This window comes from Eikenella corrodens (assembly GCF_900187105.1).
GTDB lineage: Bacteria > Pseudomonadota > Gammaproteobacteria > Burkholderiales > Neisseriaceae > Eikenella > Eikenella corrodens.
In genome coordinates, this window is sequence record NZ_LT906482.1 from 1,695,380 (window position 1) to 1,719,344 (window position 23,965).

29 protein-coding genes and 1 pseudogene are annotated in these 23,965 nt (G+C 57.8%); 13 read left to right on the forward strand and 17 right to left on the reverse strand.

Going from position 1 to position 23,965, the window contains the following annotated elements; translation table 11 throughout:
* Positions 1-357 precede the first annotated feature (357 nt).
* From ilvB to CKV94_RS08530, 4 genes are all read left to right on the forward strand, one after another.
* On the forward strand, positions 358-2,136 hold the full coding sequence (gene ilvB, locus CKV94_RS08515) for a biosynthetic-type acetolactate synthase large subunit (protein ID WP_003822071.1): 1,779 nt from the start codon (positions 358-360) through the stop codon (positions 2,134-2,136).
* Positions 2,136-2,627 (forward strand): acetolactate synthase small subunit, encoded by a 492-nt coding sequence (ilvN, locus tag CKV94_RS08520; protein ID WP_035579885.1) that lies wholly within the window; start codon positions 2,136-2,138, stop codon positions 2,625-2,627. Before ilvB ends, ilvN begins: the two co-directional genes overlap by 1 nt.
* Positions 2,628-3,138: 511 nt before the next feature.
* Positions 3,139-4,242 (forward strand): 3-phosphoserine/phosphohydroxythreonine transaminase, encoded by a 1,104-nt coding sequence (gene serC / locus CKV94_RS08525; RefSeq protein ID WP_035579778.1) that lies wholly within the window; start codon positions 3,139-3,141, stop codon positions 4,240-4,242.
* A gap of 216 nt (positions 4,243-4,458) precedes the next feature.
* Complete coding sequence (locus CKV94_RS08530; RefSeq protein WP_003822063.1) at positions 4,459-5,277, forward strand: class I SAM-dependent methyltransferase; 819 nt, start codon at positions 4,459-4,461, stop codon at positions 5,275-5,277.
* Positions 5,278-5,374: 97 nt separating this feature from the next.
* Here the strand turns inward: CKV94_RS08530 and CKV94_RS08535 are convergent, their stop codons facing one another.
* From CKV94_RS08535 to CKV94_RS08545, 3 genes are all read right to left on the reverse strand, one after another.
* The gene (locus CKV94_RS08535) at positions 5,375-5,743 is read right to left on the reverse strand and encodes a PepSY domain-containing protein (protein WP_003822062.1); all 369 of its coding nucleotides are present in this window, start codon (positions 5,741-5,743) and stop codon (positions 5,375-5,377) included.
* 183 nt (positions 5,744-5,926) lie between these two features.
* Positions 5,927-6,280, reverse strand: coding sequence for a YgiW/YdeI family stress tolerance OB fold protein (locus CKV94_RS08540; RefSeq protein ID WP_003822061.1), 354 nt, complete (start codon positions 6,278-6,280; stop codon positions 5,927-5,929).
* 267 nt (positions 6,281-6,547) lie between these two features.
* Positions 6,548-7,186: a c-type cytochrome gene (locus CKV94_RS08545; protein ID WP_003822060.1), complete on the reverse strand. Its 639-nt coding sequence runs from the start codon at positions 7,184-7,186 to the stop codon at positions 6,548-6,550.
* 97 nt (positions 7,187-7,283) lie between these two features.
* Between CKV94_RS08545 and yihA the strand changes: the two genes are divergently transcribed.
* The 7 genes from yihA to xth all read left to right on the forward strand — a co-directional run bounded on the left by yihA (position 7,284) and on the right by xth (position 12,635).
* On the forward strand, positions 7,284-7,943 hold the full coding sequence (yihA, locus tag CKV94_RS08550) for a ribosome biogenesis GTP-binding protein YihA/YsxC (protein ID WP_003822057.1): 660 nt from the start codon (positions 7,284-7,286) through the stop codon (positions 7,941-7,943).
* Positions 7,944-8,174: 231 nt separating this feature from the next.
* Entirely contained in the window at positions 8,175-8,657 is a 483-nt protein-coding gene (tsaE, locus tag CKV94_RS08555; protein ID WP_003822055.1) for a tRNA (adenosine(37)-N6)-threonylcarbamoyltransferase complex ATPase subunit type 1 TsaE, read from the forward strand.
* Entirely contained in the window at positions 8,627-9,904 is a 1,278-nt protein-coding gene (locus CKV94_RS08560; RefSeq protein ID WP_003822053.1) for an N-acetylmuramoyl-L-alanine amidase, read from the forward strand. The genes tsaE and CKV94_RS08560 overlap by 31 nt, the downstream gene beginning before the upstream one ends.
* Positions 9,905-10,018: 114 nt before the next feature.
* Positions 10,019-11,074: a lytic murein transglycosylase B gene (gene mltB, locus CKV94_RS08565; RefSeq protein ID WP_003822052.1), complete on the forward strand. Its 1,056-nt coding sequence runs from the start codon at positions 10,019-10,021 to the stop codon at positions 11,072-11,074.
* A 103-nt stretch (positions 11,075-11,177) separates the two neighbouring features.
* A complete protein-coding gene (fdx, locus tag CKV94_RS08570) occupies positions 11,178-11,519 on the forward strand; it encodes an ISC system 2Fe-2S type ferredoxin (protein ID WP_003822051.1) in 342 nt (113 codons plus the stop codon).
* Between the two features lie 54 nt (positions 11,520-11,573).
* Positions 11,574-11,768, forward strand: a complete 195-nt coding sequence (iscX, locus tag CKV94_RS08575; protein WP_003822048.1) for a Fe-S cluster assembly protein IscX — start codon at positions 11,574-11,576, stop codon at positions 11,766-11,768.
* Positions 11,769-11,867: 99 nt separating this feature from the next.
* Positions 11,868-12,635: an exodeoxyribonuclease III gene (xth, locus tag CKV94_RS08580; protein WP_003822047.1), complete on the forward strand. Its 768-nt coding sequence runs from the start codon at positions 11,868-11,870 to the stop codon at positions 12,633-12,635.
* 79 nt (positions 12,636-12,714) lie between these two features.
* Here xth and pyrC read toward each other — a convergent pair whose 3' ends face one another.
* From pyrC to CKV94_RS08595, 3 genes are all read right to left on the reverse strand, one after another.
* Complete coding sequence (gene pyrC / locus CKV94_RS08585) at positions 12,715-13,752, reverse strand: dihydroorotase (RefSeq protein WP_003822046.1); 1,038 nt, start codon at positions 13,750-13,752, stop codon at positions 12,715-12,717.
* Positions 13,753-13,872: 120 nt separating this feature from the next.
* Positions 13,873-14,100, reverse strand: a complete 228-nt coding sequence (locus CKV94_RS08590) for a sulfurtransferase TusA family protein (RefSeq protein ID WP_003822045.1) — start codon at positions 14,098-14,100, stop codon at positions 13,873-13,875.
* A 170-nt stretch (positions 14,101-14,270) separates the two neighbouring features.
* Positions 14,271-14,858, reverse strand: a complete 588-nt coding sequence (locus CKV94_RS08595) for a TetR/AcrR family transcriptional regulator (protein ID WP_141744178.1) — start codon at positions 14,856-14,858, stop codon at positions 14,271-14,273.
* Between the two features lie 179 nt (positions 14,859-15,037).
* On the opposite strand from CKV94_RS08595, the pseudogene CKV94_RS08600 reads away from it, so the two are divergent.
* A pseudogene (locus tag CKV94_RS08600) lies at positions 15,038-15,961 on the forward strand (TonB-dependent receptor plug domain-containing protein); the annotation flags it as partial.
* A 154-nt stretch (positions 15,962-16,115) separates the two neighbouring features.
* Here the strand turns inward: CKV94_RS08600 and CKV94_RS08605 are convergent.
* The 11 genes from CKV94_RS08605 to CKV94_RS08655 all read right to left on the reverse strand — a co-directional run bounded on the left by CKV94_RS08605 (position 16,116) and on the right by CKV94_RS08655 (position 23,232).
* Entirely contained in the window at positions 16,116-16,943 is an 828-nt protein-coding gene (locus CKV94_RS08605; RefSeq protein ID WP_003822039.1) for a hypothetical protein, read from the reverse strand.
* Positions 16,900-17,103, reverse strand: a complete 204-nt coding sequence (locus CKV94_RS08610; protein ID WP_035579766.1) for a zinc finger domain-containing protein — start codon at positions 17,101-17,103, stop codon at positions 16,900-16,902. The genes CKV94_RS08605 and CKV94_RS08610 overlap by 44 nt, the downstream gene beginning before the upstream one ends.
* A 157-nt stretch (positions 17,104-17,260) precedes the next feature.
* Entirely contained in the window at positions 17,261-17,737 is a 477-nt protein-coding gene (locus CKV94_RS08615; RefSeq protein WP_003822036.1) for a hypothetical protein, read from the reverse strand.
* Entirely contained in the window at positions 17,734-18,381 is a 648-nt protein-coding gene (locus tag CKV94_RS08620) for a DUF4376 domain-containing protein (RefSeq protein WP_003822034.1), read from the reverse strand. Before CKV94_RS08620 ends, CKV94_RS08615 begins: the two co-directional genes overlap by 4 nt.
* 11 nt (positions 18,382-18,392) lie before the next feature.
* Positions 18,393-19,703, reverse strand: a complete 1,311-nt coding sequence (locus tag CKV94_RS08625) for a phage tail protein (protein WP_003822032.1) — start codon at positions 19,701-19,703, stop codon at positions 18,393-18,395.
* 10 nt (positions 19,704-19,713) lie between these two features.
* The gene (locus tag CKV94_RS08630) at positions 19,714-20,277 is read right to left on the reverse strand and encodes a YmfQ family protein (RefSeq protein WP_003822031.1); all 564 of its coding nucleotides are present in this window, start codon (positions 20,275-20,277) and stop codon (positions 19,714-19,716) included.
* A complete protein-coding gene (locus CKV94_RS08635; RefSeq protein WP_003822030.1) occupies positions 20,274-21,329 on the reverse strand; it encodes a baseplate J/gp47 family protein in 1,056 nt (351 codons plus the stop codon). The genes CKV94_RS08630 and CKV94_RS08635 overlap by 4 nt, the downstream gene beginning before the upstream one ends.
* Complete coding sequence (locus CKV94_RS08640) at positions 21,326-21,679, reverse strand: phage GP46 family protein (RefSeq protein ID WP_003822029.1); 354 nt, start codon at positions 21,677-21,679, stop codon at positions 21,326-21,328. The genes CKV94_RS08635 and CKV94_RS08640 overlap by 4 nt, the downstream gene beginning before the upstream one ends.
* 46 nt (positions 21,680-21,725) lie before the next feature.
* Complete coding sequence (locus tag CKV94_RS08645; protein WP_003822028.1) at positions 21,726-22,355, reverse strand: phage baseplate assembly protein V; 630 nt, start codon at positions 22,353-22,355, stop codon at positions 21,726-21,728.
* Positions 22,356-22,364: 9 nt separating this feature from the next.
* Positions 22,365-22,673, reverse strand: coding sequence for a hypothetical protein (locus tag CKV94_RS11390; RefSeq protein ID WP_003822026.1), 309 nt, complete (start codon positions 22,671-22,673; stop codon positions 22,365-22,367).
* A gap of 211 nt (positions 22,674-22,884) precedes the next feature.
* A complete protein-coding gene (locus CKV94_RS08655) occupies positions 22,885-23,232 on the reverse strand; it encodes a phage virion morphogenesis protein (protein ID WP_080543222.1) in 348 nt (115 codons plus the stop codon).
* Between CKV94_RS08655 and CKV94_RS08660 the strand changes: the two genes are divergently transcribed.
* Positions 23,129-23,779: an MFS transporter gene (locus tag CKV94_RS08660; RefSeq protein ID WP_169303229.1), complete on the forward strand. Its 651-nt coding sequence runs from the start codon at positions 23,129-23,131 to the stop codon at positions 23,777-23,779. The genes CKV94_RS08655 and CKV94_RS08660 overlap by 104 nt on opposite strands.
* The last annotated feature ends 186 nt before the right edge of the window (positions 23,780-23,965 follow it).

Sequence of the window (23,965 nt, forward strand, 5' to 3'; positions counted from 1 at the left end):
TTCAGGTAGCCTTTGTTTTCGCAGCATAGCTGCCTGCCGATATTATTCGATAGCTTATTTCCGCTTTTTTAAGTGAAGTGGCATTTTCTTAGTGATTGCTGTGCGTTAGCTAGTTAATCATGCCTATGGTGCAGTATTTTTCCCGCCCACCCTTGTTTTTTATGCCGTGCTGCGGTATCTTGATTTTCCTTTTTTTACATAAACCCCGCATCTCTTCCGATGGGTGCGGCGAGCAGACTGTTACCGGTTGTTGCCGTTTTGCGTACCTTAAATCCGCCCGGCTTCAGCCAGCGCATTACCATGCCGAGGTAAAGCTGCCGCCGACTGTCGGCTGATGTGCATAAAAGGAGAGGTTTGATGCAATTATCAGGCGCACAAATATTGGTGCAAAGTCTTAAGGCCGAAAACGTGGAATACGTGTTCGGTTATCCTGGCGGCGCGGTTTTGGAAATCTACGACGCTATCTACCAACTCCACAAATTCGAGCATATCCTGGTGCGCCACGAGCAGGCTGCGGTGCATGCCGCCGATGCCTATGCGCGCGTGAGCGGCGAGGTGGGCGTGGCGCTGGTTACTTCCGGCCCGGGCGCCACCAACGCCATCACCGGCATTGCCACGGCCTATAGCGACTCCATTCCGCTGGTGGTGATTTCAGGCCAGGTGCCTTCGCCCGCGGTGGGCTCGGATGCGTTTCAGGAAATTGATATGGTGGGTATTTCCCGCCCGTGCGTGAAGCACAATTTCTTGGTTACCGAGGTGGACGAAATCGCGCCCACCATCAAAAAGGCGTTTCAAATCGCGCAGAGTGGCCGCCCCGGCCCGGTGGTGGTGGACATCACCAAAGATGCTACGCAGGCGCTTTCTAAGTTCAGCTATCCGCAGGAAGATATTTTTATCCGTTCCTACCAGCCGGTTACGCACGGCCATATCGGCCAGATTAAAAAGGCGGTGCAGATGCTGGCGGCGGCCAAACGCCCGCTGGTGTATTTCGGCGGCGGCGTGATTTTGGGTAATGCGGCCAAACAGCTCACCGAATTGGTGCAGCTTTTGAACATTCCCTGTACCGGCACGCTGATGGGTTTGGGCGGCTATCCCGCTTCCGACCGCCGCTTCCTCGGCATGCTCGGCATGCACGGCACATACGAGGCCAACCTGGCCATGCACAATGCCGATGTGATTTTGGCCGTGGGCGCGCGTTTTGACGACCGCGTGATTTCCGTGCCGGCCAAATTCCTGGAACAGCCGAGGAAAATCATCCACATCGATATCGATCCTTCCAGCATCGCCAAGCGCGTGAAGGCCGACGTGCCGATTGTGGGCGACGTGAAAAACGTGTTGGAGGAAATGATCGGGCTGTGGCGCAAGCAGGAGTTGCAGTTTAATCCGGCCAATTTGGAAAAATGGTGGCAGCGCATCGAAGCCTGGCGCAGCCGCGACTGCCTCGCCATCGAGCCGCATGAAGACATTATCCTGCCGCAGCAGGTGGTGCGCACCCTGGCCGAAGTAACCCGGGGCAACGCCATCATCACTGCCGACGTGGGGCAGCACCAAATGTTTGCCGCGCAGTATTACCCCTTCTCCCAGCCGCGTCAGTGGCTCAATTCCGGCGGCCTGGGCACCATGGGCGTGGGTCTGCCCTATGCCATGGGCGCGTATCTAGCCGCGCCGGACCGCGATATTTGCTGCATTACCGGTGAAGGCTCGATTCAGATGAACATCCAAGAGCTGGCTACCTGCAAACAATACAATCTGCCGGTGAAGGTTATTTGCCTGAACAACGGCTACCTCGGCATGGTGCGCCAATGGCAGGAGCTGTATTACAGCAACCGCGAAGCCGAAACCTATTTCGACACGCTGCCCGATTTCGTGAAACTGGCCGAAGCCTACGGTCATGTGGGCATGCGCATTGAAAAACCGGCCGACGTGGAAGGCGCGCTGCGCGAAGCCCTCGCGCTGAAAGACAGGCTGGTGTTTATGGATTTCGTGGTGGATCGCAAACAAAATGTCTTCCCCATGGTGGGCAACGGCAAAGGTTTGGATGAAATGGTATTGCCGCCGCATATGCGCGAGCGCAAAGCCGATTCCGATGTAAACGAAGTAACCGACCGCCACTACGACACAAGGAGCGTGCCATGATGCGACACATTTTATCCATTCTGATGGAGAACGAATCCGGCGCCATGAGCCGTGTAGTGGGGCTGTTTTCCGCGCGCGGTTACAATATCGACGCACTTTCCGTAGCCCCCACCGAAGACCCAACCCTGTCTCGCATGACCATCGTTACCCGCGGCAACGACCAAGTGGTTGAGCAAATTACCAAACAGCTCAACAAGCTGGTGGAAGTGGTGAAAGTAATCGACTTCAACAATTGCCGCCATGTGGAGCGCGAGCTGATGTTGGTAAAAGTGCGCGCCTTGGGCAAAGACCGCGACGAGCTCCTGCGCCTCACCGATATTTACCGCGGCCAGGTGGTGGACGTAACCGATAAAAGCTATGTGATTGAAATCACCGGTACCAGCGACAAGCTCGACAGCTTCCTCGAAACCGTGCCCAAAGGCTTGATTCTGGAAACCGTGCGCACCGGCGCCGCCGGCATCGGTCGTGGTGAGCGGATTTTGAAGATTTGATGTTTGTTTGTCTGGTTTAAAGCCCGCTGTGAATTTTCAGGTAGCCTGTATACCAAGCAGGCTACCTGAAAATATTTATAGTGAATTAACAAAAACCAGTACGGCGTTGGTTCGCCTTGCCGTAACGTGTGTACTGTCTGCGGCTCGCCGCCTTGTCCTGATTTTTGTTAATCCACTATATGAAAGGCTGTTTGAAAGCGCAAATGGGTTTTCAGGTAGCCTTTTGCTGCACAGGCTACCTGAAACTCGCCACTGCAACGCATACTGAAGACCAAAATAACGACAGGGTGGGCTTCACTTACTGCTATTGAATTGCTGGCGATAAATTCTGTTTAGACTGAATAAATAGAGGAAATCACTTTTATAAGCTTGAAATTGTAGTTAATGAATAGTTTTTCACTGCCATGCTGTTTGGTGGGAAATGGCGAAAATCCTTGCTGCAACAGGTTTGCAAACGATAGAATCCCCACCCATTAAGGCATCCTGCCGCAATTTCAATCGAGTTTTTACTGTGGATACCCCGATTTACAACTTCTCCGCCGGCCCGGCCGTGCTGCCCGAATCCGTATTGCGCACTGCGCAAAGCGAAATGTTCGACTACAACGGCACGGGCTTTTCCGTGATGACCATGAGCCACCGTTCTGATGTGTTCATGAGCATCCTCTATCATGCCGAGCAGGATTTGCGCCAGCTCTTGAATATTCCCGATAACTATAAAGTTTTGTTTTTGCAAGGCGGCGCCAGCGCACAGTTCAACATGACCGTAATGAACTTGAGCAACGGCTTCAAGCGCGTCGATTCCGTGGTGAGCGGTAACTGGAGCCGCATCGCCCATCATGAAATGGGCAAATTGTCGGATGTAAACATCCATCTGGCCGCGCATGGCGGCGAGCAGTTTGATTACACCGACCTGCCGCCGGTTGAGTCTTGGGATATCGACCCGAGCTCCGCCTTCGTGCATTTCGTGATTAACGAAACCGTGCACGGCCTGCAATATCATGAAGTGCCCAAACTGGGTACGGACATGCCGCCCTTGGTGTGCGATATGTCGAGCGAAATTCTTTCCCGCCGCGTCAATGTGGCTGACTTCGGCGTGATTTATGCCGGTGCGCAAAAAAATATCGGCCCTTCCGGCACCACCATCGTCATCATCCGCGAAGACCTGCTTGAGCGTTGTTCCAGCCGCGTGCCCGATGTGTGGAACTATCGTTCGCACATCGAGCGCCAAGGTATGTATAACACCCCCGCCACCTATCCCATCTATATTTCCGGCCTGGTGTTCCGCTGGTTGCAGTCGCAGGGCGGGGTAGGGCAGATGGAAACCATCAATACCCTCAAAGCCAAAACCTTGTATGCCGCCATCGACAACAGCGGCGGCTTCTACCGCAACCGCGTTGCGCCTGCTGCCCGTTCTAAAATGAACGTGATCTTCACCACCGGCAACAAGGAATTGGACGAACTCTTCGTTCAAGAGTCCACCACCCGCGGCCTGCGCCTGCTGGGCGGCTATAAGAGCATGGGCGGCATGCGTGCCAGCATCTACAACGCCATGCCCTTGCAAGGGGTAGAAGCGCTGATTGAATTTATGCGTGAATTTCAGAAGCGCTATGGCTGATGCGTGTTGAATATATTTCGCTGAAATAATTGTTTTTTCATACAAAGTGAGCTTGTGCCATAGGGAAAGCCAGGGCATTGGCGATAGGCGTATAATGAGGCTACCTGATAATTATTTTCAGGTAGCCTCTGTTTTTATTTTGCGGCAGCCTCGTTGTAACTTTGCAGAAATTCTTTCAGGTAGCCTTTTATTTGGTGTAATACCCAGGAGAACGCTATGATTAAAATCGAAAACGCCATCAGCGAAACCCTGCTGATTCCGCTCTATATGAAATACCGTGCCTCCCAGCAGGCCAACCCCATCCTTATCGATCCCGCTGCTTGCCGGCTGGTGCCGCAGATCGAATATGATTTTGCCAAGTTCGACCGCGCCAAGCCCACCCTCATCGGCACCGCCATCCGTGCCCGCTATTTCGACCAGCTCACTGCCGATTTCATCCGCCGCCAAAGCCGTCCGGTGGTCGTTATCCTCGGCTGCGGGCTCGACAGCCGCCGCGAACGTATCGGCAGCGCAGCAGACGGCGTGCCGTTTTATCAGCTCGATTTGGAAGACGTGATTCAATGGCGGCGTGCCATCCTGCCGCCGCAAAGCAACGAAACCCTGATTGCTGCCTCCGCCTTCGACACCGCATGGATGGACGAGTTGCATGCCCGCCACCCCGATGCCCAATTCCTGTTCGTGATTGAAGGCGTGCTGATGTATTTTTCCAATGAAATGGTACGCACCTTATTCCAAGACCTGGCCGCCCGTTTCCACGGCAGTGAAATCGCCTTCGATATGTGTAACAGTTGGACAGTGAAAAACTCTGCCCGCCACGATGCCATGAAGCACGTTAGCGCCCGCTTTGAATCCTTTTGCGACAACGAACGCAAGCCGGAGCAATGGGCAGACAATCTGCACTTCATTTCCAACCGCTACATCGTGGGCGATTTCCCTGCCGAATGGAAACGAATCGGTTTCGTTTCCAGCCTGATTATGCGCCTGGTGCGCGTTATCCGCGAAAGCAGCCGCATGTTGCACTATCGGATTGAGTAAGTGCGCTCTTGCCCTTGCTTGGGTGGAAATAAAGGCTACCTGAAAACTTGTGTTGCTCGTTTTCAGGTAGCCTTTATACGTCGGATAGGCAAGCGGTTTAATCGTCGGGATCGAATTTGGAAGAGAGGATGCGGCCGCTGCGGGCATCCACAATCACTTCATAATCGCCACGTCGGCCGTCTAAATCCACTTCATACACGCGGCGGCCGCGCCAGGAGGTGAGGTCCACGTCGGTTACGCGGGCACGGGTGTGGCGGGCGGCGATGTTGGCGGCGCGGGTGCTCGAAATATAGCCGGCCTGCCGATAGCGGCTGGGCTGATGGCTGCGGCGTGCCCGATGCTCTTGTGAGTAGCGATGGTGATGGTAGTCGTCATCATCGTAATCGTCGTGGTCGGCCAGGGCGGGCAGGGAAACGGCCATGATGGTGGCTGCCAGCAACAGGAGGGAGGATTTGCGTGCGGACATTGGCTTTCCTTTCACAGTTTAAGAGATTGGAGAAAACGAAACAGGCTACCTGAAAAATATAGCGGCAGTTTAAGCGAAACTCAATGTGTTTGTTTAAACTTGAAGCTTGCGCGTTAGCTTCGCAGAAACTCACTTCGTTCATTTTAACTGCGTTGAAGCTTCGCTTTCAGGTAGCCTCATTGCTTACTGGATACGGGTAACAGCTTTTACGTCCACTTCGGTGCCATGCCAGTCTTGGTCGATTTCGGCTTCAAGGCGCACTTTGTCGCGTGGGGTAACGTTCAAGCCGCGCCATACATCGTTATCGATTTCCACTTCGATGCGGCCGCTGGTGTCGCGGAAGATGTAGTGTTCGTGGCGCACTTGGCGTTCGATGTAGCCTTCCAATGTAACGTAGCTGTCGTCCGGCACGCTGCGCAGTGCAGAAACGCGGGTTACGCTGTTTTGGTAGCCAGGTGCTTGGCCATTTTCGGAGAAGCCGGCAGAAGCGGTGGCGGATACGGCCAATAGGGCGGTGAGGAGCAGAGCGTTTTTCATGGTTTTTTCCTTTATTCAAGATTGGGGGGAGGTAAAAGCGACAACCGGTGTTGCCTGAGTTGATGGCTTGCATTATAGGCAGGCAAGCTTAGCGGAAAATTAGGGCTGCGTGAAAAAATGTAAATTATGCCAACCGGCAAAAGGCTGGCTATGATGAACTTTAAATCAGGACAAGGCGAGCCACCGCCACATGGGTTTCAATTCCATCCGCCGTAAAACAATCCGGCCGTATCCATTGCGGAATACGGCCGGACGGAATGGTACGGCTTATTGCAAACCTTGAATAAAGTTGCCTACGGCATCCATTTCTTCGTTGCTCATGCGTTTGGCAATGTCGCCCATGATGGAGTTGGTGCGTTGGCCACTTTGATAGGAGCGCAGTTGATCCACCACATAAGATTTGTGTTGGCCGGCCAGGCGCGGGTAGGCTACTGCGCCGTCTTTTAGGGTTTGATTGCCCGGAATGCCTGCGCCGCCAGGGCCGTGGCACGACATGCAGGCCGGCAAACCTTTGGCCGGCAAGCCACCGCGGAAAATGCGCGCACCCAGTTCAGGATTTTCTTTGGGATTGCTTTCGCCGGATTTCGGGATTTGGCGGGTGAGGTAGGCGGCAGCATCGGAGATGTCTTTGTCGCTCAGGTTTTGTACCAGCGGGCGCATGGTAACGGCTGCGCCGGTGTTGCGGTCGCCGTTTTTGATGGCTAGGGTTTGCTGGATGATGTAGGCGGGATGTTGGGCCGACAGGCGCGGATAGGTGGCGATATTGGTGTTGCCGTCTGCACCGTGACAGGCAGCGCACACCGTATCAACCACCCGCTTGCCGTTGTTCATGTCGGCGGCGGGCGGTGCAGCCAAGGTGAAGCCGGAAACGGCCAGCAGCAGGCCGGCTAAGGTAGTGTGTTTCATGTATATGCTCCAAATCGGCGGGGCAGGAGGCCGCCGCCCAATACTCTGTTTTTATAAACGTGGTATTCTATACTAAATTTTACTTTTTGTTCCAGCCATGCCGCTTTTTAAAAACGCTAAATTTTATACCACCGTTAATCACTTAAAAGACCTGCCCGATACCCCTGCTGAAATCGCCTTCGTGGGGCGCAGTAATGCCGGCAAATCCAGCGCTATCAATACGCTCACCGCCCACACCCGCCTGGCTTATGTTTCCAAAACTCCAGGCCGCACCCAGCATATCAACTTCTTCAGCTTGGCTAATGGGCACTATATGGTGGATTTGCCCGGCTACGGCTATGCCCAAGTGCCCGAAGCCGTGCGCGCGCATTGGGTACAGCTGCTTGGCGGTTACCTGCAAACCCGTGCCCAGCTTATCGGGTTGGTGTTGGTGATGGACGCGCGCCATCCGCTCAAGGAGCTTGACAAGCAAATGCTGGAATTTTTTGCCAGCACCGGCAAACCTGTGCATATTTTGTTGTCGAAAGCCGACAAACTTTCCAAAAACGAGCAGATTAAAACCCTCGCTGCCGTGCGCCGCGCCCTCCAGCCTTTTGCCGAGCGGCAAGCGGTAGGTGTGCAACTGTTTTCCAGCCTGAAAAAACAGGGTATGGAGGAAGTGGATGCCGTGGTGGCTGCATGGTTTGCGCAATGGGAGGCGGAGCATGCCCTGCCGGAGAGCGAACAGGTTGCCGAAAGCGGAGAAGAGGCTACCTGAAACATGAAGCAGCCGGAAACCGATTGGTTTTAGTTGCAGCAATGAATTTCCTATAGGGTGAAGCGGCGCTGTATACAATATTGCAGCGGTATCTCACAAAAGAATGAAATCAGCTTTTCAGGTAGCCTCAGTTATGGCTACCTGAAAAGCTGCCAAAACAGCAGCAACAAGCTGGCTGAAGGCCGCATGGCTTAAACTTTCCCAACAGTATTTCAGGTTATAATCCGCCGCATGCAAAACTCTCTCTCTCTCTTTCTCAACGGCGAAGCCGCTACCGAAGCCTTCGGCAATCGAATCGCGCCCGATTTGGCCGCACCGCTGGTGGTGTGGCTGGAAGGCGATTTGGGTGCGGGCAAAACCACGCTGGTGCGCGCTATTTTGCGCCGGCTTGGGCATGCGGGCGCAGTGAAAAGCCCCACTTATGCCATTGTGGAAAGCTACCGGCCAAACGGCCTGGCGGTAAACCATTTCGATTTATACCGCTTTGCCGCACCGGAAGAGTGGGAAGATGCCGGGCTGGGCGAACTGTTTGTCGAGCCCACCCTCCATTTCATCGAATGGCCGCAACGTGCCGAGGGCTTTGCGCCCGCAGCCGATTTGCGCATCGCCCTGCAAAACAGCGGCAGCGGCCGTGTCTGTACTCTTTCCGCCGATTCTGAAAACGGCAAGCAACTTATCAAATTATGGCAAAACTTACCCGCCGAACTTTCCTAAGCAGCGGCGCCGGCCTGCTGCTCCTGAGCATTGTGCCCACGGGCGAAGCACACGGCACGCCGCAGTTTGTGGCCGTGCGCATTTGGCCGGCCTCTTCCTACACCCGCGCCACGCTCGAATCCACCCGTCCCCTGCAGCATAAATATTTCCTGCTGGATAACCCGCGCCGCCTGGTGGTGGACATTCAGGGCGCGAGCCTAGACAGCGTGGTGCAGAGCCTGCCGCAGAAGCTCAGCCGCAGCGATCCTTATGTGGCCGGCATCCGCGTGGGGCAGTTCAACCCCGACACCATCCGCGTGGTGATGGATTTGAAAACCGCCGTGAACCCGCAAGTGTTCGCACTCACGCCGGTGGCCAATTTCAAACACCGCTTGGTGATCGACCTTTATCCCACCCAGGCTGTGGCGCTGGCACAGGAAGCCAACGACCCGCTGATGGCGCTTCTGCAAGACTACACCAACGGCCGTATTCGCCAAGACGGTACCGCCACCGCGCAGGCGCAAACCACCAGCGTGCCGCCGGTGCAAAACCATGCCGGCGGCAACAGGCGCGGCAACCGCAAGTTGGTGGTGATGCTCGATCCCGGCCACGGCGGCGAAGATTCCGGCGCGGTCGGCCCAAGCGGCCTGCGCGAAAAAGACGTGGTGCTTTCGATTGCGCGCGAAGCCAAACGCGAAATGGAGCGGCTCGGCTATCAGGTGTACATGACGCGCAACGAAGACGTGTTTATTCCGCTGGGTGTGCGCGTGGCCAAGGCGCGCAGCCGCAAAGCCGATATTTTCATTTCGATTCATGCCGATGCCTTCACCACGCCGCAGCCGCGCGGCACCGGCGTGTATGCCTTAAGCCGGGGCAGAGCCACTAGCGCCGCCGCCCGTTGGCTGGCGCAATCGCAAAATGCCTCTGACCAAATTGGCGGCATCCGCGTGAGCGGCAACCGGCAGGTGGACCACACGCTGTTTGACCTGGTGCAAACCGCCACCATCAACGACAGCCTGCGCCTGGGTAAATCGGTGCTCGACGAAATGGGCAAAATCAACCGCCTGCACAAAGGCCATGTGGATCAGGCCGGCTTCGCCGTGCTCAAAGCGCCGGATATTCCGTCGATCTTGGTGGAAACTGCCTTCATTTCCAACCCCACCGAAGAGCGGATGCTGGCCAGCAGCCAGTTCCGCCAAAAAGCCGCCCGCGCCATTGCCGCCGGGGCACAGCAATATCTGGCCACGGCCGCGGTGGCAAGACGTTAGCTGCTTGACCGGCAAGCGTTAAAGGCTACCTGAAAGTTTTCAGGTAGCCTTTGCATTCGCGCCGGGTTGGATGCCTGTGCTACACTTCATACATTGTTTGTTTGCTTGGAAATCATGATGAAATTGAAATTTGCCCCCGCTTTAGCCGTTTTGTTTGTGTTGGCCGCATGCAGTAGCGAACAGCCGATTCCGCCTGTGCCGGAGGCGCAGAAGGTGGTGCCGGACGCATCGGCCTTGCCGGTATCGGAAACTGGGTTCAGCCAAAATGCCGAGGTACAGCGCTTTATCCGGCAGCAGGCCGGATTGGGTGTGATGGGCGAAGGCCAGTTGCAGCAGTTTTTCGCGCAGTCGGTGTATAAGGGTAATATTGTCAACATCATGAACCGCCCAGGCACATCGCGCCCGTGGTATGAATTCCGCAGCGGCAATGCCGGTGCGGGCAAAATCAACGGCGGCCGCCGCTTCTACCAGCAATACCGCCAAGTGCTCGACCAAGTGGCGCGCGAATACGGCGTGCCGGCGGAAGTGTTGGTGGCGATTGTGGGCATCGAAACGAACTACGGCAGCAATATGGGCAGCTTCCGCCTGGCCGATTCTCTGCCCACGCTGGCGTTCGGCTACCCGCGCCGCGGCGAGTTTTTCCAGCAGGAGCTGCATGAATTCCTGCTAATGGCCAAAGAAGAAGGACGCGATCCGTTCAGCTTCACCGGCAGCTATGCCGGGGCGATGGGGATGCCGCAGTTTATGCCGTCGAGCTACCGCAAATGGGCGGTGGATTACGATGGCGACGGCCAGCGCAACATTTGGGGCAGCGTGCCGGATGTGGCGGCTTCGGTGGCCAACTATCTGAAAGCGCACGGCTGGCAGCGCGGCGGCAAGGTAATGGTGCCGGTGTCGATGGTGCCCACGCCGGAATTGCTGGCGCTGATTGATGAAAAAACCGCGCTGAATAAAACCGTGGGCGAGCTGCGTCGGATGGGGGTAACGCCGCTGGAGGAAGTGGCCGACCACGAAAAAGCCGTGCTGTTCCGCCTGGAAACCGCGCCAGGCCAGTATGATTACTATATCGGCCTCAACAATTTCTTCGCCGTTTGGCAATACAACCACAGCCGCCTGTATGTGAGCGCGGTGCGCGAAATTGCCAACGGCGTGGGCGGCGGCAAGCTGTAAGCCCCGTTGCAATAGAGGCTACCTGAAAAGCAATCAACTGTTTTCAGGTAGCCTTTTCCGTTACAATACGCTACTCAAAAATTCAGCTAAGAAAGCACACACCATGCCCAAAGTAACCGTCTTGCCGCACAGCGAATTGTGCCCCGAAGGTAAAATCATCGAAAACGCACCCGAAGGCGAAAGCATTTGCAGCCTGCTGCTCGATAACGGCATCGAAATCGAGCATGCCTGCGAACAATCCTGCGCCTGCACTACCTGCCACGTGATCGTGCGCCAAGGCTTCGACAGCCTGGAAGAACCCAGCGAAATCGAAGAAGACCTGCTCGACCAAGCCTGGGGCTTGGAAGCCGAATCGCGCTTGAGCTGCCAGGCCAAAGTGGCCGGCGAAGACCTCGTGGTGGAAATTCCCAAATACACCATCAACCACGCCCGCGAACATCATTAAGCTTGGCGCTCCCCAGCCGCCGGCCGTACACATCTAGTTTCAGGTAGCCTCATCATGAAATGGACCGACACCCAACGCATTGCCGAAGAACTCTTCGACCGCCATCCCGACATCGACCCGAAAACCGTCCGCTTCACCCAGCTGCGCCAGCTCATCCTCGATTTGCCCGAGTTTGATGACGACCCGCAGCGTTGCGGCGAGCGCATTCTCGAAGCCGTGCAACAGGCTTGGATAGACGAAGCCGAGTAAACCGCCAGCCAATGTTTCAATTCCGTTGAAGCGCATATTTTCAGGTAGCCTCACTATCGATGCAGGCTACCTGAAAAATTCATTCCGAAAGCAAACGCCATGAAAATCGCCACTTGGAACGTAAACTCCCTCAAAGTGCGCCTGCCGCACGTGAGCGACTGGCTGATTCAGCATCAGCCCGACGTACTCTGCCTGCAAGAACTCAAGCTGGATCAAGACCAGTTCCCGCTTTCCGCCTTCGAAATGCTCGGCTACCGCGCCGTGTGGAGCGGGCAGAAAACCTACAACGGCGTGGCCATCCTCAGCAAAGAAGAAGTGCAAAACGTGCACACCGGCCTGCCCGCCCTGCCCAACGACCCGCAGCGGCGCGTGATTGCCGCCACCATCGGCGGCGTGCGCGTGGTGGATGTATATTGCGTGAACGGCGAAGCCGTGGGCAGCGAGAAATTTGCCTATAAGCAGCAATGGTTTGCCGCGCTGGCCGAATTTATCCGCAGCGAATTGGCGCAATACCCGGAATTGGTGCTGCTCGGTGATTTCAACATCGCCCCCGCCGATTTGGATGTGTACGACCCCGAAAAATGGCAGGGCAAAATCCTCTGCTCCGCTGAAGAGCGCGCCTGGTTTCAAACCCTGCTCGACCTCGGCCTCACCGACAGTCTGCGCCGCCTGCACCCCGCCGAACCGCTCTACACCTGGTGGGACTACCGCATGAATATGTTCCGCCGCAAACTCGGCTTGCGCATCGACCACATCCTCGCCAGCCAAGCCCTGCTGCCGCGCCTTGCCGCCGCCGGCGTAGACACCGCCCCGCGCGCGCTGGAACGCCCCAGCGACCATGCGCCGGTGTGGGCGGAGTTTGAATAGCACATCGTTGCCGCAATAAAAAAGGCTACCTGAAAAATTTCAGGTAGCCTTTTTGCATCAAAATCAGAGTGGGCAGGGCTTACGCTTGCATCGTCCAAGCCACGCTGCCGCCGGCGCGCATGGGGACGAGGTTGCCGCCGCTGCCGATGGGGAAGCTGTTGGGCACGGTTTGCGCTTGTTTCACCAGGGTGATGGTGTCGGTGTTTTCGGGCAGGCCGTAGAAGCGGGCGCCGTTTTTCGAGGCGAAGGCTTCGAGTTTGTCGAGCGCGCCGATTTGCTCGAAGGCTTCAGCGTAGAGCTCGATGGCGGTGGCGGCACTGAACATGCCTGCGCAGCCGCAGGCATTTTCTTTGGCGTGTTGCGGGTGCGGCGCGGAGTCGGTGCCGAGGAAGAATTTGTGCGCTTGCGCACCGGATACGGCTTCGAGCAGGGCTTGGCGGTGGCTTTCGCGTTTGAGCACGGGCAGGCAGTAGTGGTGCGGGTGCACGCCGCCCACCAAGAGGTCGTTGCGGTTGAGCAGCAGGTGCTGCGGGGTAACGCTGGCGGCGAGGTTTTCGCCGCTTTGGCACACGAGGCGGGCGGCTTCGGCGGTGGTGATGTGCTCGAACACGGTTTTGAGGCCGGGCACTTTATTCAGCACGGGTAGGAGGATGCGTTCGATGAATGCGGCTTCGCGGTCGAAGATGTCGATGGCAGGGTCGGTTACTTCGCCGTGCACCAGGAAGCGCATATCTTGGGCGGCGATTTCTTCGAGCACGGGCAGGAGTTTGAACAGATCGGTCACGCCGCTGTCGGAATTGGTGGTGGCGCCGGCGGGGTAGAGTTTGAAGGCAACGATGCCGGCGGCTTTGGCTTCCTGCACCAGGGCGGGGGTGGCGTGGTCGGTGAGATAGAGCGTCATCAGCGGTTGGAAGCGGCTGCCGGCGGGCAGGGAGGCGAGGATGCGTTCGCGGTAGGCCAAGGCATCGGCCACGCTAATCACCGGGGGCTTGAGGTTGGGCATGATTACGGCACGGCCCATCTGGCGGGCGGTGTGCGGCAAAACGTGGCGCAGGGTGTCGCCGTCGCGCAGGTGCAGGTGCATGTCGTCGGGGCGGAGGAGGGTGAGGGTTTGCATGGTGGGGGCTTTCGTGATTTGGAGCGTTATATTTTCAGGTAGCCTTTGGATGCCGGGCGGATAAGGCTGCCTGAAACTGTGTTGCAAGGTTGGTTAAAACGATATTGCGGTGAAGCCGGGTTATTTGTGTTGGATCACCAAAACGAACACGCCGTTATCCGTGCCAGAAGCGAGCAGCCGGTGGCCGGTTTGGCGGCAGAAGGCGGCAAAGTCGTCGGGAGCGCCGGGATCGGTGGCGCGCACGGAAAGTATCTGCCCGGTTTCTAAGGTGGCCAGCGCTTTTTTGGCGCGGAGAATGGGCAGGGGGCATTTAAGGCCGGTGAGGTCGAGCTCTAGGGTAGGGGTCATGGCGGTGGTTTCGATGTGATTGATGAGGGTGGATTATAACGCGGGCCGGGCTTGGGGTGAGAATGAGAAAAGGCTACCTGGGATTTCAGCGCCGCAGAAACTCGCAGAGCTTGTTTTAACTTCGTTAGAAGCTGATGCTTTCAGGTAGCCTTTTGTTTAGCCGGGCTGCCTTATTCTGCTTCCCGGCTGGTGAGGCCGTAGAGCAGGAGTTGCAATATATCCTGTGGCAGTCGTTGCGGGGTGGGAGCGTAGAGTTCGGCGAGACAGGGTTGTCGCATGAGGCTGTCCATTTGGCGGATGAAGAGGTCGATGAGTTCGGGTGGCAGGCTGTGGTGGATGAGTTTGCGCTGTTGCAGGGTGTGGAAAAAGCTGCGCATAAATTGATATTTCTCTTCTTCCATGCTGCGGAAGAAGCGTTCCAGCTCCAAATCGGCCACGTTGGCGATGTCGTCGAGTACGGGCGCGGAATAGAGTTCGGTCATGGATTCGCGTTGGATGGCGAATAGGGCGGCAGCGGCTTCTTCCAGGCTGCATTGCTGTGCCAGCAGGCATTCGAGTCGGTTGCGTACTTGTTCTTTCTGTTCGGCAAACAGCTCCTGCACCAGCGCGTTTTTGCCGGAGTAGTATTTGTAGAAGGTTACGCGGCTGGTATGGGCGGCGGAGCAAATGGCTTCTACGGAAACGGCGGCAAAGCCTTGTGTATAAAACAGGTTTTTCGCTGCTTCGCGCAGTGCCTGCCGTTTTTTGCTGTGGGGCATGTGGGAATACCTTTCTTTTGGCAAGCATTCGATAATCGCTTGCATTATCTTTTGTTGCTTTCTATAATTTACAGTATATGTATGTTTAATGTAAATCTGTAAATCTTTATTGTACTCGCCGAGCCGAACCAACAAAGGAGAAAACCGCAGTGAAACTCAATGCCTGCCTGCTTGCCCTGCTGGCTGCCGCCCCATATTTCGCCCACGCCGAAGAAACCGATGCCGCCGCGCAGCTGCCTGATATTGTGGTTACAGGTGAACGTGGCAGCCGTACCATGTTACAAACCGGCACTTCGCACAATGTGTTCACCGCGCCGGATATCGACCGCAGCGGCCACAAGCTTTCCGCCACCGACCTGCTCAAGCAAACCGTCAACACCGTGGATTTGGGCAGCGGCAACGATTTGCCCACTGTGCGCGGCGTGGACGGTTCCGGCCCGGCGGTGGGTGCGGTGGCATTCTTTGCCGGCACGCGGCCGCGTTTGAATTTGTCGATAGACGGCCGCTCCGCCACTTATAACGAATACGCCTTCGGCACGCAATCGCTGTGGGATATGCGGCAGGTGGAAGTCTTGCGCGGGCCGCAGAGCCTGGTACGCGGGCAGAACGCTGTGGCCGGCGCCATCGTGATGCGCTCCAACGACCCGACTCAGGAATGGGAAGGCGCGGTGCGCTTGGGCGCGGGTAACCAGAAAACCCGCAACGGCGCGCTGATGGTATCCGGCCCGATTGTGAAAAACAACCTCGCCTTCCGACTGAGTGCCGAGCGCCAGCAGCGCGAAAGCTACGAGCCCTTCGTGCATTACGACCCCGCCGGCAACCCGCGCCGCGTGGAAAACACCAATATCCGTTTCAAGCTGCTCTTCACGCCTGAATCCTATCCCAACTTCCTCAGCCGCCTCACCTTCAACTACATCAAATCGCGCGCCCCACAAAACGAAATCATGGGCAACACCGCCAGCGCCCGCTTCCTGCCGCAGAAGCCCGTGTTTGAAACCGGCTCCCGATCCGGCATTTGGGATGTTTCCTGGCAGATTAACGACAGCTTCAAGCTCGAAAACAAGCTGGTGTACGCCCGTTACGACAACGACCGCATCCACCTGTAAGGCGGCGGCAGCTTTTGCCCGAATCGGCAGCAGCTTTTGCACCGCCGCCGCGTAGAAAATTGTATCAGCTTTTGCACAAATTTATCCCCGTTTAATGGACTGTTAAACGGGGATTATCTTATGCACTTTAAAAGAGCCGTGGTGCTCGCCATCAGAACTTATAAATCAAGTGGTCATCGTAGCCCGAATTGCGGTTGATGGTGCTACTCACTGTCAGGGTTTGGCTACCTGCAAAACGCTCCCAACCGGGCAGGCGCAGCTCGGCTACAAGGTCGAGATAGGCGGGCAGCTCGCTACGCGTGCTCGAAAAGAATATGAAGGGCGGCCTTACCATTGCCATCAGGCGCAGGAACTCGACCATGCCGAAGTAGGCTGCCTTACGGTAGTTGCCCTGCTGGGTACATACGTAGGGCGGGTCGAGTACCAATAACGTGCACGGGTTGCTAATATGCTGCGGTAGCAGCTCACGGTAGGATTGGCTGACTATCTCCACGCCTTGCAGGTAGTCTTGTGCCTCGGGGTAGTCGCTGAGGCTGATGCAGTTGTACATGGTTTTACGGCAGAGCTCGTCAAGGTTCGCGGCGGTGTTGCCGCTGAATAGCAACCATGAAACCAAGCAGTCGAGGTCGACATAGCCGCCGAAGCTGCGGATGGCGGCCACAATGGCGGCCTTAATTGCCGGTGGCACCAGTTTACTGCGCGGCACGGGCTCCAAGATACCGGCAAGCAGGCGGCGCAAGCGGTTGATGTCGGGAATGTGTTGCAGGCGCTCGCTGTAGCCGTCGTAATCATTATAAATAACGCGGGCGGCGGGCTTGCATTGTTTGGCGGCATGCGATAAGAGGCCGCTGCCGCCGAAGGCGTCTAAGATTGTCCAATCCTCCCCATCGCCGGGGATATGCTCATTTAATACCTGTTTAAACAGCTTTAAAAAGTTACGTTTTTGGCCGGTAAACGGTAGCGGGGCTTTGCGGTACATAAGTGCCTTTCTGCGTGGGGTTCGCAGTTTCGGCACTCTGGGCGCTCTGGGTTGTTAAAAAACTGAATTGGTTTACTGTTTTGCAGCGTTGGCACTTGATTTGCACGGTGCCGCTGCCAACGGCCAGTAATTTGCCGCAGCTTTTGCATCGGTATTGCATTATTTTTCCTACATTGCGTGATACAATCCGCGCGCCCTCGAGGGTGGCGGCCTTGGGTCAATGCAGGCTGGTTCTGCTTGGCTGTCGCGGCGGGTGTGTCCGCACCCGCCGTGTCGCCGTCTTGGTTCTTTCCTCCCCGCCCGTGTGGCGGGGTTTTTCATGCCTGCCTTTTTAGAGCGGGCACGATGGCGGCGAGGTCGTTGGGCGACCAACGCCAGCCGTCGGGCAGCCCCAATGCGGCGGCACACCACTCGGAGCAAAACCACTTGTCGCCCCTCTGGCGGGTTTTGAATACCACGCCGACGGCGCCAAACCAGTCGTAGGGCTGGCTGACGGTATTGCGGTATAGGCGGTCAAGCTGCCCGTGCTCATTGATGCTGTCGGGCAGCGGGATGAGATCCCACTTATCGGCGGACAGCGGCATGGTTTTGGCGCGCACGCCGCCGTCGCGCACGGAAGAAGAAATGCAGTCGTACCCGCCGCCTTCGGCTGGGCCGTAGGCAATCTCGGCGTGGCTGTACTGGCCGCGGGTGAGAATGCGGGTCAGCCAGTCGGTGGCTCGGGCACACCACACGCGCCAGCCGGAGCCGTCGCGATAACCTTTATAGAGGGCTAGGTAGTATCTCGGTTTCATGATTGCGCCTCCTCAAGCTCGGCAGCGGGCTGCTCATCAAAGTTTGCCGTCCAGCCGCCGCTGTAGTCGTATTCCAGCGGGTTTTCGGCTTGGAGCATAGCTGCTTTATGCTTCTCGGCATTGATAAAATCCGCCTCCTCATCATCGTGCATGGTCTGCATAATTTTGCGCAGCAGCTCTGGGGTGAGCATCAAAAAGCTGTTATCCATCGTTTTCCAGTTGATGGGCTTTTTAAAGCCGCCCGTTACGCTTTCCAGTGCCAGCGCCAGATATTGCAGGCGCGTGGCGTCGTCGGTTTGAAACCACTTGCCCACGGATTTGATGTAAACCCCGTGCCGTAAGTTGTCGTAGCGTTTTTGTTTGATGCGCTCCCACATCTCATCCTGTTGCTCGGCTTTGAGCCGGGCGGCGCACTCGGGGTCGATGTGCCATTGCTCCCCGTCCCAAGTGCTGGATGGGCAGGGGGCAAGGGGAGCCAGCACCGGCTTGCCGTCTTTGCCGGGCATAATCACTTGCCCTTGTGATTGCCCGGCGAGCAGTGCGGCGTGCTGCTCGTGGCTAATCTCTACTGCGTCTTCAGGTAGCCTGCTGTGGATGCTGCTGTCGTAAAACGCCTGATTGGTTTTTGAGTAATAGATAGTCATGTTTGCTCCCGTTAATAACCAATAGCCAGCCAATGCACAGTTTTGCTGCCAACTATACCGTTTTCAGAGATACCGACGTGGCAGCCGGTTTTGGTAATTTTGCCGGCATGGGCGGCCAGTATGTATGAGTAGGTAACTGCACTCTCAAAAATCACAGTGGCTTGCACATTGAGGCAGGCATTCGGAAACGCCACCGGAAACACCACCGGCAAAAAGCCGTCGTCCGGCACCTGCAGCGAGCCCCACTCGACAATCAGCCCGTTCGCCATTTTCTGGTAGCCCGTTGCGGCTTTTTGAGCAGCAAACAGGTTACCGACTGCTTGTGCAAAGTCGGTGATGTCAGCGGCGCGGTGGGTGTGGGCTTTTGGAGCTACCTCATCGCGGTTGGCCTTGCGCTGTATATCTGCCGCCAGCGTGGCTGCATCCAACGTGCCTGCATTGGTTACTTTGCCAAACGCCTTAATCCACATCACCACGTCGTCCAGGCTGTTTTGCGCCTTGATGCACAGCACCATTGCCAAGGCTTTCGGGCGCACCTCGTCGGCGGTCGGCACTGAGCGGCTGGCATCAAACACCACCCGTTTTTTGCGGTTATTGTGGTCGCTGTCGCCTTTCGAGCTGCTAAATGTCGAGTTTGCTCCGTCGTCCAAGTCCATAGTAAACGCCCCATCGGCCTTGGTGTAGAGCGTGTACCGATAGCCGCTGTATAAGGCTTCGATTCCACCCGTAATGTTGCGGATGGTATCGCCCTGCTGCGTGCCCACTGCGAGGCTGCCTGATGCGTTGCGGATAAATCGGTCTTCGGCTTTTGGTACGGCATCGATTGAGCCGTACTGCGCTACCAACAGGCGGTAGAGCTCCGGGTAGGCGGACTGCGTGACCTTGGTAGCAACCTCATCGTACTTAATCCAGCCGTCGGGGATGGCCTCAATCGGGAAATAGGCGGTCATACCTACGTCGGAGCGCGTGAGGTTGGGCAGCTTGTTGCCACCCAATACGCGGTACAGGTCGGGGTAGGTGGCCTGGGCAAAGGTGCTACCGTCGGCTTTCAGGTAGCCTTCTGGGCTGCTGATGGCTCGAGGAAACCCCACCACCGCACCTACAGGTAGTCCTTTGCCGCCGGCCTGCTCGTCGATGATTTTGCGCAAAGCCTCGACCACTTGGTTTGGCTTGGCCTTATCCGGCTGGATACCGGCCGCAGTCAACACGGCCAGCAGCTCGGATTGCACTTGGTTGAGCCACCACGCGGGCAGGATGGTGCCGAGTTCGCTCACGCCGTCGCCGTCGTGGAAGGTCTTATCGGGGGTTTCGATGGGGTGCATAAATCGTCCTTTAGCGGTAGGTAAATCGGATGGCGGTGTGGGCGGGCTTGAGGCGGTTGAACAGGCTCTCGATCACGGCGTCGCTGTATTGGCTCAAGCGGCTGCCGGCGGTGCCGGAGCCGGCGCGGAAGCGCCACACGGTTTGTGATTGGGCGGCCACGTCCACCCACCACACCCACATGATGTCTTCGCGGGCGAGCCGGTCGCCGGCGCGGTTTACGCCGGCACGGAAAGGCTGCGGCTCGCTGATGGTAATGGTGTAGCCTGCGGCGGCGGCCAGCCGGATGAAATACGGGATGCTCAGGCCGCCGGTCTCATTGAGTTTGGCCAGCACGTCGGCCACGCGGCGGGCGTAGTTGTCGGGCTGCGGCGGATTGATGCCGAGCAGGCGCTCCCAACGGCTGATGTCGCCGCCGGCAGTGGGGGCGTAGGCGGCAGCCAGTACCTGTGCCGACTGTGTCTGCACGCCGCCGAATATAGCGGCTTCCGCCTGCCGCTCGGCGGCCTGCCGGGTGGCGCGCACGTCGTAGCTGACGGGCGGATAGTAGAGGGGGAGCAGGTCGGCGTAGGTCATAACAGGGTCATCTCAAACGTGCCCAAGGCCAGCCATTGAATGTGCGGGGTGATGGTGGCGTTTTGGTTGGCGGCCGGGCTGTCGAGCACGCGGTCGCGCACGCCTGGGGTATCGCTAATCAGCGCCTCGATATGGCTTTTATAGACGGTGTCGCCCGGCTTGATACCAGCGAAATAGGCCGACAAAGCACGGGCAGCGGCATCCTTAACCGCAGGCAGGGTGTAGCCGTCGGCCAGCGATACGCGCACCGATACATTGAGCGGTACGCGTTGCGGTGCCATCACCTGCACGTTTCTGGCGGTAACCGGGCGGCGCTCGTCGATATACTGTTGTACGGCGCGCACCACATCGGGCGAGGGCAGGCCGGAAGCGGTAAGGATGGCGACATCCACCGTGCCCAAGCCGCGCCGCAACGGATACACAAATGCCGCCTCCACCCCCGGCACGGCCATTGCCCAGCGGTAATAGTCGTAGGCGTTGCCGCCGGCGGGCGGCTGGCGCAGGCGCGACAGCAGCCTGTCCAACAGCGCAGCATCGCTCTCGATATCGGTGCCGCCCACCATACTGGTGAGCACGGCATCTGCCTCAATGCCGGCAGGCGGGCTTTGCAGTTTGGCCGGGGTGTTGTCAGGCTGGTTTCCTGCCGCGCCAGTGCTCAGGCAATGGCAAGCCAATACAGCCTGCCCACTGCCATCGGTTTGGCCGGCGGCAGAAGTCTGGTAGGCGATGTCGCCTACTTGGGCGACCAGCCCGGCAGGCAGCACGGTATTGGGCGCGCCGCTGATGCGGATGCTGCCCGCCGCTGCGGCAGCCGCTTTGCGCCAAATGCGGTACATGGCGCAATGGCGCTCCAAATAGGCGGTGTCCGCCGTATCGGCAAACACCTGCCGCAAAATCCACTCTTGATGCTGGTATTGCCCCTCGGCCAGTGCGGCCAAAGCGGTGGCGCGGGCGAAATTGTCGCTGCCGGGGTGGGTGTGGGCGGCAGGCTGCTGGTTGCTCAAATCGCGCAGGTAGTCGCTGCGCAGTTGCTCAAAGTTTTTGGTTTTCATGCCAGCCTCACCTCGTGGATTAAGGATAGATTCCGGCCGCTCATGTCTTCCCCGTCAATATCCAGCCGCAGCCAGCCGCGCCGTGCCAAAGAGGCGGCCACATTGATGCGGCGGGCGCGGTTGGCATCTAAAATCGGCTGCAAAGCCTGCTCGGCATACTGTTTGGCCAGCACGGCGATGCGCGGCAGGTCTTTCTGTCGGCGCAATTCGTGCAGGCGGCTGCCCAGTGCAGGTTCGGCCCAGTAGCTGCCAAGCGGGGTAACCAGCCGCACATAGACTTCGTTTTCGATGCCCTGTGCGGATTGGTTGAGCAGGTAGTCGCCGGTGGCGGGGTTAAGTAAAGCGTCCATAACCGCATTATGGGTTATGGACGCCGGGGGAACTGCTTGAGTGGCTTCAGAGGGGTGCGCCGGTGGTGCCGCCGCTGTCGCCGGGGTGGGTGTGCGTTACCACTGATTTGCCGGAGGCCACCACGTCGCCGTCGGTGGTGTAGCTGCCGCCGGTTTGGCGCACGTCGCCCTCGAAGCTGGCGCCGTCGCCGCCTTTTATGGCCATGCCGCCGTTGCCGTTGATTTGCCCGGCGGCGGTGATTTGCTCGCTGCAATTGACATTGGGCGCCTCAACATTGACCCCGCCCGGCGCTTTGATGTTGAGCACTTGGCAGTCGATATCGATGATGCGGCCTTTTTTGAGCACAACTTTGGCACCGTCGGCGTTGTACACCGCAGTCTCGCCCTCCTGCAGGTTGGTGATGCGGTAGGCACCGTTGCAGGTATTAACAATGATGCCGTGGCTGGTCTGGCCACCCAGCGGCACTACGATGCAGTCACTGCCTGCGGGCGGGTGCCCCGTGAAGCCGAACTGCTCGGCATGTTCCAGCGCCTGCACCGTCTCGCCTTCCAGCCCCTCAATCTGTGCGCGTTGCACGCCGCTGCCGGCATCGGTGCGGGCGATTTTGCCGCGGAATGCCTGCCGGATACCGCCCAGCATCCGCTTGATGCGGCCGTCCACTTGTTTAGCGTCCATTTATCATCCTTAAATAACCTGTAATTCCCGTGCCTGACGGCCTTTCCCTCCGCCGCTGCGGCGTTTGCGACTGCCCCTGCGGCGGCCTTTGCCGCCTTGGCCTTTGTTGTTTTTCGGCGGCTTGGCCTGCCCGGCGGAAGCGGAGAGCATCATCACCGCCAAGCGGTTGGCGGCCAAACGCCAAAACGGCGCATCGGCCGGCCGGCCGTCGTTGGCGCGGAACTCGCCGGCGGGAATCAGCTGGATGCGCTGCGCCGCGCCGTCCACCGGGACGGAACAGGCAGCCAGTAAAAACGGGGGAGGGGTATGCTTGTTCATGGCCGCATTGTGCAGCCGGAATTAGGGAAAAAATCTTTGAAGCGCCTCACTTGGTTTTGGCGCGGATGAAACAGCCGACGGGGCGGCTGCGGTGTGATGGCTATAAAGAGGCTATAAAGCGCGTTTTTTAGCGGGGGTCGGGCGCGGGGATATACCAAACTATACCCAAGCCGTTTAAACGCCGTTTGGCGCGATTTTGGGCGGGGTGTCGTTAACTGCCTTTCGGTAGGCCGCAGACGGAGGCCAAATAGTCGCTCACCGTCTCCACCAGCTCGTGCTCGTCTTGCGGTGTGAGCTGCATAAACGGGCGTGCCGGGATGCGGCTGCCGGGGTGCTTCACACTTTTTACCGGATACGCCCCGGTGGCCCATGCCAGCGCCTTTTTGTGGCGCGGGTAAATCATGTGCGCGGCGGTTTGCCCGCCGAAGTTGTGGATGGCGGCATAGGCCACATTGGTGCCTACCCGCGCACTATCGTTGTCGCTGGCCTCGGTGATGCTGTTTTGGCGGCTGCCCGGGCGCGGCCTGCGCTGGCTGCTGCTTTTGGCCGCCGCCGCCACGCCCTACGCCTGGATTGCCGCCACCTTCGTGCCCAAACTGGGCGATTTGGGCTTCAGCCCCGCGAAAACCGGCACGATTCTGGCCGTGGCCATCCCGCTTGCCTGCATGACGGTTACGCCGCTGGCGGGCTATCTGGCGCGCAAGCAGTCGCGGCGGCGCATCGTAACCACGCTGTGCGCGCTGCAACTGCCGCTGGTGGCTTCGTTTGCCTGGATAGACCGTGCCGCCGCGCTGCACCATTGGCTGCCGCCGCTGCAAATCGTGGCACTGAGCCTGAGCTATACTCTGCTGCTGCCCGTGATGCTGGCGCTGATGATGGACAAATCCGAGCCCGCCACCGCCGCGCTGGATAGCAGCCTGCAATTCTCCGTACTGCTGGCCGGCACCTACGCCGCAGGCTTCGCCGGCCTGCGCCTGGCCGAACGGTGGGGCTATCCTGCTTCTTATAGTGTGGCGGCAGGACTGGCGCTGCTGGTGTGCGCCGCCTTCGCCTTTAGCGGGCAGCTGTTTGAATATACGGCACAAGAGAGGAATGTGGTGGGTTGATTAGGGTCAGAAGTTGAGAAAGAAAGCTAGCTGAAATATGATTGTCAGGTAGTTTCAGGCAATAAAGGCTACCTGAAAAGTGGGTACAGTTTATCTGTATTTTCAGGTAGCCTTTTTTGATTTTTGCTATATACGCTCGGGCGGCGGCTGTGGCAAAATGCCCGCTTGATTTTATTTCCGCATATT

Bases quoted from the DNA above. Each gene is read 5' to 3' on its own strand.
- mltB (WP_003822052.1), top strand. From the start codon at position 10,019: ATGATGAAATTGAAATTTGCCCCCGCTTTAGCCGTTTTGTTTGTGTTG.
- CKV94_RS08620 (WP_003822034.1), bottom strand. From the start codon at position 18,381: ATGACTATCTATTACTCAAAAACCAATCAGGCGTTTTACGACAGCAGC.
- CKV94_RS08625 (WP_003822032.1), bottom strand. From the start codon at position 19,703: ATGCACCCCATCGAAACCCCCGATAAGACCTTCCACGACGGCGACGGC.
- CKV94_RS08595 (WP_141744178.1), bottom strand. From the start codon at position 14,858: ATGCCCCACAGCAAAAAACGGCAGGCACTGCGCGAAGCAGCGAAAAAC.
- CKV94_RS08630 (WP_003822031.1), bottom strand. From the start codon at position 20,277: ATGACCTACGCCGACCTGCTCCCCCTCTACTATCCGCCCGTCAGCTAC.
- CKV94_RS11390 (WP_003822026.1), bottom strand. From the start codon at position 22,673: ATGAACAAGCATACCCCTCCCCCGTTTTTACTGGCTGCCTGTTCCGTC.
- yihA (WP_003822057.1), top strand. From the start codon at position 7,284: ATGCCGCTTTTTAAAAACGCTAAATTTTATACCACCGTTAATCACTTA.
- CKV94_RS08560 (WP_003822053.1), top strand. From the start codon at position 8,627: ATGGCAAAACTTACCCGCCGAACTTTCCTAAGCAGCGGCGCCGGCCTG.
- CKV94_RS08545 (WP_003822060.1), bottom strand. From the start codon at position 7,186: ATGAAACACACTACCTTAGCCGGCCTGCTGCTGGCCGTTTCCGGCTTC.
- CKV94_RS08535 (WP_003822062.1), bottom strand. From the start codon at position 5,743: ATGTCCGCACGCAAATCCTCCCTCCTGTTGCTGGCAGCCACCATCATG.
- CKV94_RS08615 (WP_003822036.1), bottom strand. From the start codon at position 17,737: ATGAAACCGAGATACTACCTAGCCCTCTATAAAGGTTATCGCGACGGC.
- ilvN (WP_035579885.1), top strand. From the start codon at position 2,136: ATGCGACACATTTTATCCATTCTGATGGAGAACGAATCCGGCGCCATG.
- CKV94_RS08605 (WP_003822039.1), bottom strand. From the start codon at position 16,943: ATGTACCGCAAAGCCCCGCTACCGTTTACCGGCCAAAAACGTAACTTT.
- xth (WP_003822047.1), top strand. From the start codon at position 11,868: ATGAAAATCGCCACTTGGAACGTAAACTCCCTCAAAGTGCGCCTGCCG.
- iscX (WP_003822048.1), top strand. From the start codon at position 11,574: ATGAAATGGACCGACACCCAACGCATTGCCGAAGAACTCTTCGACCGC.
- CKV94_RS08635 (WP_003822030.1), bottom strand. From the start codon at position 21,329: ATGAAAACCAAAAACTTTGAGCAACTGCGCAGCGACTACCTGCGCGAT.
- tsaE (WP_003822055.1), top strand. From the start codon at position 8,175: ATGCAAAACTCTCTCTCTCTCTTTCTCAACGGCGAAGCCGCTACCGAA.
- ilvB (WP_003822071.1), top strand. From the start codon at position 358: ATGCAATTATCAGGCGCACAAATATTGGTGCAAAGTCTTAAGGCCGAA.
- CKV94_RS08640 (WP_003822029.1), bottom strand. From the start codon at position 21,679: ATGGACGCTTTACTTAACCCCGCCACCGGCGACTACCTGCTCAACCAA.
- CKV94_RS08590 (WP_003822045.1), bottom strand. From the start codon at position 14,100: ATGACCCCTACCCTAGAGCTCGACCTCACCGGCCTTAAATGCCCCCTG.
- pyrC (WP_003822046.1), bottom strand. From the start codon at position 13,752: ATGCAAACCCTCACCCTCCTCCGCCCCGACGACATGCACCTGCACCTG.
- CKV94_RS08645 (WP_003822028.1), bottom strand. From the start codon at position 22,355: ATGGACGCTAAACAAGTGGACGGCCGCATCAAGCGGATGCTGGGCGGT.
- CKV94_RS08610 (WP_035579766.1), bottom strand. From the start codon at position 17,103: ATGCAATACCGATGCAAAAGCTGCGGCAAATTACTGGCCGTTGGCAGC.
- fdx (WP_003822051.1), top strand. From the start codon at position 11,178: ATGCCCAAAGTAACCGTCTTGCCGCACAGCGAATTGTGCCCCGAAGGT.
- CKV94_RS08530 (WP_003822063.1), top strand. From the start codon at position 4,459: ATGATTAAAATCGAAAACGCCATCAGCGAAACCCTGCTGATTCCGCTC.
- CKV94_RS08540 (WP_003822061.1), bottom strand. From the start codon at position 6,280: ATGAAAAACGCTCTGCTCCTCACCGCCCTATTGGCCGTATCCGCCACC.